General features: G+C 42.1%; 7 protein-coding genes and 1 pseudogene. 4 read left to right on the forward strand and 4 right to left on the reverse strand.

Features of this window, described 5'->3' with window-relative positions; translation table 11 throughout:
• Positions 1 to 85 precede the first annotated feature (85 nt).
• From FEK47_RS13840 to ykgR, 3 genes are all read left to right on the forward strand, one after another.
• Entirely contained in the window at positions 86 to 1,006 is a 921-nt protein-coding gene (locus FEK47_RS13840; RefSeq protein WP_135486630.1) for an alpha/beta hydrolase, read from the forward strand.
• Between the two features lie 259 nt (positions 1,007 to 1,265).
• Entirely contained in the window at positions 1,266 to 2,408 is a 1,143-nt protein-coding gene (locus tag FEK47_RS13850) for an NADH-dependent flavin oxidoreductase (protein ID WP_135486631.1), read from the forward strand.
• Positions 2,409 to 3,020: 612 nt separating this feature from the next.
• Complete coding sequence (gene ykgR, locus FEK47_RS13855; RefSeq protein WP_130259184.1) at positions 3,021 to 3,122, forward strand: small membrane protein YkgR; 102 nt, start codon at positions 3,021 to 3,023, stop codon at positions 3,120 to 3,122.
• A gap of 295 nt (positions 3,123 to 3,417) precedes the next feature.
• Here the strand turns inward: ykgR and FEK47_RS13860 are convergent, their stop codons facing one another.
• Entirely contained in the window at positions 3,418 to 4,140 is a 723-nt protein-coding gene (locus FEK47_RS13860; RefSeq protein WP_135404407.1) for an SDR family oxidoreductase, read from the reverse strand.
• 98 nt (positions 4,141 to 4,238) lie between these two features.
• On the opposite strand from FEK47_RS13860, the gene FEK47_RS13865 reads away from it, so the two are divergent.
• Entirely contained in the window at positions 4,239 to 5,138 is a 900-nt protein-coding gene (locus FEK47_RS13865) for a LysR family transcriptional regulator (RefSeq protein ID WP_138183216.1), read from the forward strand.
• A 363-nt stretch (positions 5,139 to 5,501) separates the two neighbouring features.
• Here the strand turns inward: FEK47_RS13865 and FEK47_RS13870 are convergent, their stop codons facing one another.
• The 3 genes and pseudogenes from FEK47_RS13870 to FEK47_RS13880 all read right to left on the reverse strand — a co-directional run.
• Positions 5,502 to 6,839, reverse strand: coding sequence for a reverse transcriptase domain-containing protein (locus tag FEK47_RS13870; RefSeq protein ID WP_138183217.1), 1,338 nt, complete (start codon positions 6,837 to 6,839; stop codon positions 5,502 to 5,504).
• Entirely contained in the window at positions 6,839 to 7,399 is a 561-nt protein-coding gene (locus FEK47_RS13875; RefSeq protein ID WP_171020852.1) for an SLATT domain-containing protein, read from the reverse strand. The genes FEK47_RS13870 and FEK47_RS13875 overlap by 1 nt, the downstream gene beginning before the upstream one ends.
• A gap of 622 nt (positions 7,400 to 8,021) precedes the next feature.
• Positions 8,022 to 8,868 (reverse strand): annotated as a pseudogene (locus FEK47_RS13880) (IS256 family transposase); the annotation flags it as partial.

Consider the following 8,868-nt stretch of genomic DNA (forward strand, 5'->3'; position numbering starts at 1 on the left):
GCCGTTCGCGATAAGAACACGAATGCCAGTTGCGGATAATAGAAATGATATTTAAATCTATTTAGGCAAATCCCCGGAGCTTGAAATGAAAACTGTTTCGATAAAACACACTTACTGGGATATAGCTGCTGATATCTATTTCCCTGACGATTTTAATAGTGAAAAAAAGTATCCTGCCATTATTAGCGCCCATCCAATTGGAAGCTGCAAAGAACAGACATCGGGTAGCGTGTATGGTGCCGCCCTGGCAAAAGCTGGCTTTATCGTCATTGCTTTTGATGCCAGTTTTCAGGGAAGCAGCGGTGGAGAACCGCGTTATCTGGAAGATCCAACAATGCGAGTAAAAGACTTCAGCATTGTCGTTGATTACCTTACCACCTTACCTTACGTTGATGCCGGGCGTATTGGCGTCCTGGGTATTTGTGGTGGAGGTGGATATGCCATTAATGCCGCAATGACAGAACGTCGAATTAAAGCTATTGGTACTGTCACGGGTGCAAACTACGGGCGTCTTATGCGTGAGGGATTTACAGCGTTTAATCCTATCGGAGCACTCGAAGCAATGGCGCAACAAAGAACAGACGAAGCTAACGGCGCAAAACTTCGCGTAGATGATTTACTCCCTTCTTCTCCGGATGCAGCTCTTGAAGCGGGATTAACAGAAATAGACCTTTTTGAAGCCACAGAATATTATCGTTCGCCACGAGGCTGTGCGCCTAATGGGGTAAATCGTTCGCTATTTTCACATCAGACTGTTGCAGTGGGCTGGGATGCTTTTCATCTTGCAGAAGTCCTGTTAACTCAACCACTAATGGTTGTAGTGGGCGATAGAGTGGGCGCTTTTGGTGCCTATCGTGACGGCTGCGAAATTATTGGCCGCGCTGCTTCAAAACATAAAGAGCTGGTCGTGGTTGAAGGTTATTCACATTACGACCTGTATGATAAGCCAGAACCTGTGAAACAGGCGCTCGATAAATTAATTCCTTTTTATAAAACACATTTATAAAAATGCTGCAGGGAGATTCATTATCTCCCTGACATTTATCCTTTATTGACGACACGACAATAATAAAATCACTCAAAAAGAAATTTTATCAAAGAAACAAAAGCATAAAAAAAACAGCAACTCAACTTATTAAGATTATAAGCAACTCTTTGAAGTAATTATAAATAAAATCAAACCAGAAATCGTGGTTCCAAAGCTGGCAACAACTCACCAGTTAAAATATACGCATCAAAATCAGATAAACATTTGAGGTATTGTTATGACAAATAAACACCCATCATTGTTTTCTCCTTTTATGCTGACAGAAAAAATAAAGCTACGTAATCGTATCGTTATGGCGCCTATGACGACCTGGTCAGCGAATCCTGATGGAACCATCTCTGAGCAAGAACTCGAATTTTATAAGCGTCGCTCACAAAATGTTGGTTTAGTAATAACAGGATGTACCTATGTCACACCAAGCGGCATTGGGTTTACTCATGAATTTGCCGCGTATGACGACCGTTTCATTAACAGCCTTGAAAAGTTAGCGACTGCTGCCAAAAGTGGCGGTGCTCCGGCTATTTTGCAGATTTTCCACGCCGGTAATAAAGCCATCCCGGAGCTTGTGCCGAATAACGATGTTATTAGTGCCAGCGCATCAAGCGTAAAATCTGGTGACTTTATGAAGAGAGTAGTACAAAGCAGGGAAATGACTGAAAACGAAATTCAGGAAACCATTAGAGCATTCGGAGATGTCACAAAAAGGGCGATTAAAGCAGGTTTTGATGGCGTTGAACTTCATGGCGCGCACGGATTCCTTCTGCAGAATTTCTTCTCCCCTCTATTTAACCAGCGTAATGACCGATGGGGAGGAGATCTCGAAGGACGTATGCGCTTCCCGCTGGCCGTATTACAGGAAGTAAAAAATGTCGTCTATGAATATGCGACAAAGCCCTTTGCCATCGGTTACAGAATATCTCCTGAAGAATCTGCGCCAGGGGGGCTGCGGATAGAGGATACTTATAAACTCCTTGATCGGCTCATTTCATCCGGTATTTCGTATATACATACCTCACTGGTCAGTGTTAACGATAGCTACCCTGTAGAATCGCCAAATGGCCCCCGAACCATTGAGCTGATTTTAAATCATATTGCAGGCAGAGTGCCGGTAATCGCCGCAGGTAAAATACGCACACCTTCTCAGGCTCAAGAAGCAATTTCCGCTGGCCTGCCACTTGTTGCGATCGGCAAAGGGCTGGTGATAAACCCAGAATGGGTGGCTTTAGCTGAATCAGGAAAAAGTCATGAAATTCAAACAACCCTTAATCCACAACTCGTTCCTGAATTAACCATTCCGGATAAACTATGGGATCAAATTCAGGCATCGAAAGGAACTGGCTGGTTTCCGTTAATGGATTAAATATCTATTTTCTGCTTAGAGAGGTGATTATCACTAATTCACCCAGTAGTAAAACGATTGAACAAATTCGAACTCCATATAGGACTCCAATTTCTTTTTGATAATTAATCACTCAACCGCAGCACGTTCTTACATATGGCGTGCCTGCGGTGTAATTCGGTAATGACTATGCTATGGTGAAACGCTGTGGTCGGCGAGTCTGCTGTTTAATAGAACTCCATATGTATTCCAGATCACCAGTATCGATATCTACAGCTCAGTTCACCCCGTAGGCCTGATAAGTCGCGTCAGCGGCGCATCAGGCATCGGTTGTCGGATGCGACGCGTCTTATCCGACCTTGTATAACATCCTGAGAGCTGCGGCACTCTGAAGAGATGCAGTGCGCTCACTCTGCGCCTGCGAACGCCAGGATAAGGCCGCTCGGGAGAACAGACTCATCCCCGGAGCTGATTTCAGGTGGCGTATATCGATGATTTTGGTGCAATAAATAACAGTTGATGTAATACATCTATTCAAATTTGTGATACATCTCAAAAAACTGGTTGACCAAACTCGTTATTTATATAGGGACGCTTACGAAGCGCACTATTTTTTAAAGCGAGGAACTACAAATGAAAGAGAATAATATACAGAGAATCAGTAATAAACTGATCAATATCGTTGTTTTTGTTGCCGTTGTAGAGTACGCCTATTTGTTCCTCCACTTCTATTAATAACGTCATAAAACAATTTACTTTAGTGATATTTAAAATAAACATCCTTTCACTGTTTTTCACGCTATTCAGCGGAGTAAGAAAAGTGTTGATTATGAATTAGACAGTTTAACAATATCTGTCTGATTGGCAATCATCTGTGATTAATGCTGGCCTATTCATTACGCCAGCATTAACCTCTTATTTCTTCGGACTGAACAATGCTAAACATCATGAATCTTGCTATGCAAAACAGAAGGATATATAAATTTTGCTCTCGATTTATTTAATAAAACGTGAATATAAACGTTATCCTTCAGTTTGCAGACGCGGTGGGTCTGATGGTAATTTCGGTTGTATCAACGCTTTCGGGAGATTCAATAATATGCCTTACAGCACGGGCAATATCCACGGGTTGAAGTGCAACAGAACGGTAGGCGTCCATTGCCTTCATGGTTTCCACATGGGTAATGGTGGAAGCCAGTTCACTTTCGACAACGCCAGGATTTACGCAGGTCACGCGGATTTTCGAGCTTTCCTGCCGTAAGCCATCAGAAATAGCCCGTACTGCAAATTTTGATGCACAATAGACTGCGCCCGTGGGCACAACTGAAAGGGCACCAATAGAACCAAGATTGATTATCTGACCGGAGCCCTGCGCTTCCATCACCGGAAGTACAGCGCCAATTCCCCAGAGTACCCCCTTGATATTCACATCAATAGTGAGCTCCCATTCATCCTGTTTTCCTGCTGCAAGCGGTGAAAGCGGCATAACGCCCGCATTATTGATAAGAACATCAACTCGCCCCCAGCTATCCAGCGCTGCTTGCACGAAATCTGCCATGGACTGTCGGTCTGTGACATCCAACTCCCGCGCTTTAGCAATTCCTCCTGCGCGGCAGATTTCTGTTGCAATGGCATCGATACGCTCAAGCCTGCGTGCTCCCAGTAAAACCTTCGCGCCTGTCGTTCCCAGCTCTCTGGCAATACCTTCCCCAATACCACTTGATGCGCCGGTGATTAATATGACCTTATCCATTACGTTCTCCTTCAAATGTGTTCGGAGAGAGAATAGAACTTTATGATTGGTTCCAGTATCCTGCTTTCAATGTACTCAGTGGTTAGCGGCATTAAACAATGAAAATCGATCTTAATCTTTTACCCATTTTTATCGCGGTAGCAGAAGAGAGTAATTTCAGTAAAGCCGCTGCACGGCTTGGCGTTACCCGTTCAGCGGTCAGTCAGGGAATAAGACGCCTTGAGGATGCATTCGGGACAATGCTTGTAATGCGGACCACGCGCTCAGTTAATTTGACGGAAGCGGGAGAACGGCTGCATAAATCGCTGTCATTACCTTTATCCGGTATTGAGACAGCGTTCGAAGAGATGGTTTCTGACCATGTGCCACGTGGACTTCTCAGAATCGCGGTGACGTCGATAGCTGAAGAATTTCTTTCAGGTCCGCTAATCGCTTCGTTTGCAGCGGCCAATCCAGCCGTTACGCTTGATATTGTTGTCACGGATGAGGAATTCGATATCGTGGCCGCAGGTTACGATGCTGGCGTAAGGCTCGGAGAGGTCATTGAAAAAGACATGATTGCTGTGCCCCTTACCGGCAGGCAGCGTGAAATGGTCGTTGCCTCTCCCTCCTATCTCGCAGCCAACAGCACACCTGTTCATCCGCGTGAACTTGTGAATCATAAGTGTATCGGCTGGCGTCAATCCCCGGAGGTTGCGCCTTATCGCTGGCCATTTGAAGAAAACGGGAGAGCTTTCGACCTTGCGATTGAACCGCAGATTACGACTAATGATCTGCGTCTGATGTTGAGGCTGGCTCTTGCCGGCGGAGGAATAACAATTGCCACTCAGGAAACCTTCAGGCCATATATTGAAAGCGGTAAGCTTGTATCTCTGTTTGATGACTTTCTTCCACAATTTCCGGGCTTCTATCTGTATTTCCCACAGCGTCGCAATATTGCACCAAAGCTCCGCGCCCTGATTGACCACGTCAAAGAATGGCGGCAGCAATTGGCTTAAATATCTGCACCTGCATTGCCTGATGTCAGAACAGTATTTTGATGAATTGCCGGGGTTGCAATGGCACAAATACGGCACAGGAGGAGAACGTGGTTTACTTAAATGTGAGGTAACTTATTGATTTAAATGGTGCCGATAATAGGAACCAATAATAGCACCAATCAATTGATATCATTGGTATTTATAATATAAATTTATAGAGATGCCCCCTAAAATGCCCCCTCTAACTCTTTCTCTTCACGAAACCATTAGACGTGTTCTTTGAGATAAATTGCTCAAATTTTGTCAAGGCTACGGAAAGTGTAGCCATAGAATAATCTAAAGTGAGTGACTTGAACAATATGTTGCTAATGAGCATAATTATTAGTAACCAGCATCCTTAACATCTGTTTCAATATCCTTAACTTGTTTAGCTATTCTTTTATTGAAATTATACTCAATTTCTTCATCCGTTAGATTTTCAGTGCTTTTATTAAAATAATGATTTAATACATATATTTTTTGTTCTAAATTATATTTATCAAAATTAGGAACGTATTTGGTCTCGCGTCTTTTATGTTTAATTTGATAGTGAGCTCGTACAAATGACTTTAATTGCAAGCTAACATTATATCGTTTACAGAGTCTAGCAATGAAATCATCTAGAGAATGAAGCAACGTTATATCATTAATTTCTGAAAAAAAGTACAACCATCCCTTTGATTTTGATTGAAATACACAACCAGTAATCCTCAGATTTACACGCCATGTTAAAAACTCCTGACTTTTAAAGCTGGAGTGTTTGAATCCTGTAAATATCGATAATAGCGATTGTCGCAAGTTATCAACAGAACCATCACGTGCTGAAACCTTACCTCCCTCGCTAAAATAATATCCCAAGTAACCAAACTTACTTTCACTTAATAAACCCATACTCGATTTCTCTGGGTTCTTAATAGGATCATAAATTTTTAGCCCTAGCCTTCTGAACTTTACAAGAACACTTTCTATCAAAGATTCAGCCCTATCTGAACGGCAAAAAATCATTAGGTCGTCAACATATCGAAAGTATGATATATCTTCTCTTGATGTAAAGTGTTTATCAATATTCATCAAATATATTGCTGCTAATATATTTGAAATTGATAATCCTTGAGGCACACCACATTCATTAGGTTTATCACTTGCATTAGGCTTAGAAACCGTTGGTGAGCTAATGGCTTTACTTATTAGCGATAATACCTTTTCATCTCTAATTTTTGCCCTAAGCCTCGATATTAACTTGTTATGTCGTATTGATGGATAAAAATTCGCCACATCAAACTTCATAAAATAATCATACTGCTCACTCAAAATAATATTATTAACTTTAACCACCATATCCTGTGGCAATTCAAAACTTAAATCAGATGCGTAAACCTCTTGCAAGAAATCACAAATAGCTCTTAAGGCTATTCGGTCCCTGATTGTAGGTATTGAAATTTCTCTTGGGGCCTTTCCTTTACCTTTACTTATAAGTTTTAGTTTGTATTTATTGAAGCGATAGGTACCAGCCAAACACTTTCTTCTAATTGTTTCTATTTCGTCATCATGAAAGCGCCAAAAGACTTCATGAGACATATTATCAATACCTGTTGCCGAAGATAACAAAACAACTTCTTTGTAAATTCTTTTCAAATTAGACAATTGAAAATGCTTGAGGAATATATCATATGCACTCATTAGACAGCTCTCAATGAAAACAAAATAACAAAAGGAAAAAGAAACAAAAATAGAAACAATGATACATTACGAAGAAAAAGCATAGTTATCATGAAGAAATGGATAAAAGTAGGCTTTTTCGTTAAAAGACTTTTATTATTCGTATTAAAATATTCATCCACTATGGCTTTCGCAAAATCTTTTTCTAAATGGTTTTCTGACGAACCTAGCACTGCTTGGTACTCTTTATCCAACTCAGCAGAATTTGTAGGGGAAAGTGATGCTGTATGTATTACACTTAGTCGTTCATAACACTGTTTAATTAATAATGCACGCCCTTTGAAATTCATATTATTGATAAACAGAGTTAACACTAAAATTAACACTGACAAAGAAACCATTATCGCTGCTTCTTCTACTTTTTGAGCAGGTTTTACTAAGGTATAAATAGAATAACACACCAAAAAAGTTGAATACCAAAGCAAAAGAAATTGAGAATAATAATCAAGATTAAGAAGGCGGCGCTCAGCTTTTATTTTTGCTTTTCTTGTCCACCAAATTTTATCAGATAAATCGCTCATCAAATTATCCCTAATTAATGTGAGGCGCCGAAGGTAGTAATAAGTAACGCCTGTAAACAGACTAGTCAGACTAGAGGCAAAGCCTCCCAAAATTAGTTGCACCCATTTGGTATGGATGATCGCAGGTGAATCACCCACGATACGCCTCAGTAAAAATGTACTACTTTTCATAACAAAAAAAAACTTAAAACGACAAAAATCGCACTACACCGCACCTGCCTGCGGTTTTCATATCACTAAAATTTTTCAGTTGTGACTTTTTACAAACGATATTGTCAGCCCGCGCCCGTTCTGGGGATGCTCTGCGAGACAGGAACTGAAAAGAATGAAAAGAAATTCAGCTTTTTTCAGTTCTACTGTCCGTCGCATTTGTGACCTGAATACGCAACACTATGATATTAAATGGATAATTTATTTTAGGTGTGTGATTTTATGAAGGTTTGTGAAATATGAAAAACATAACCAGTTGAAAAATAATAATTTTATATCCGTATAAACTGAAATCCTGTGTTCAGGTTCCGGGAACGGATCGGCCATTCCCGACACATACTTTACCCATTCTTATGCGCAGTCAGCAGCAACTTTAAAGGAGCCTGTCCATCATTCTGTGTAAATGCCTTTCTCAGAAGTGACCGTCAAGGCGGTCACCGAACTCGATAATAAAGCGACTCATGGCTATCCGCCAGTCCTGAAGTGGCATCGTCCATTTCTGTGTGGCTGGCTGGATAGCCAGCCACACCACTTTTTTCACCGATTCATCTGTCGGGAACACTTTCCGTTTCTTTATCGCATGTCTGATGACGCTATTCAGCGATTCGATTGCGTTAGTGGTGTAGATAACCTTGCGGATCGCCTCCGGGTACACGAAGAAGGTGGCAACATTCGGTCATTTTGCCCGCCAGCTGCGACTTATCTGCGGGTACCGTGCACCCCATTCCTTCCCGAACGCATCCAGCGCCTGCAACGCGCCTTCTTCCGTGGCTGCGCGGTAAACCTGTTTCAGGTCACGGGTTACCGCTTTATAGTCTTTCCACGCCACGAACCGCAGGCTGTTGCGTACCATGTGTACTATGCACAACTGGATCTGCGTCTCCGGGTAGACGGCATTAATCGCTTCCGGGAAGCCTTTCAGGCCGTCCACACAGGCGATAAGGATATCGTTCAGGCCGCGATTTTTCAGTTCCGTCAGTACATTCAGCCAGAACTTTGCACCTTCATTTTCGGCCAGCCACATACCCAGCAGCTCTTTCTGACCATCAAGGTTATTACCCAGAGCCAGGAACACCGCTTTGTTGATAACCCGGCTGTCCTGCCGTACTTTCAGGACAATACAGTCAAGATAAACAATGGGATAAATCGCATCCAGAGGACGGTTTTGCCATTCTACAACCTGGTCGATTACGGCATCGGTGACTTTCGATATCAGCGCCGGAGAGACGTCTGCATCGTACATTTCTTTGAAGGCTGAG

It is taken from the genome of Escherichia sp. E3659, from assembly GCF_005781135.1.
GTDB lineage: Bacteria > Pseudomonadota > Gammaproteobacteria > Enterobacterales > Enterobacteriaceae > Escherichia.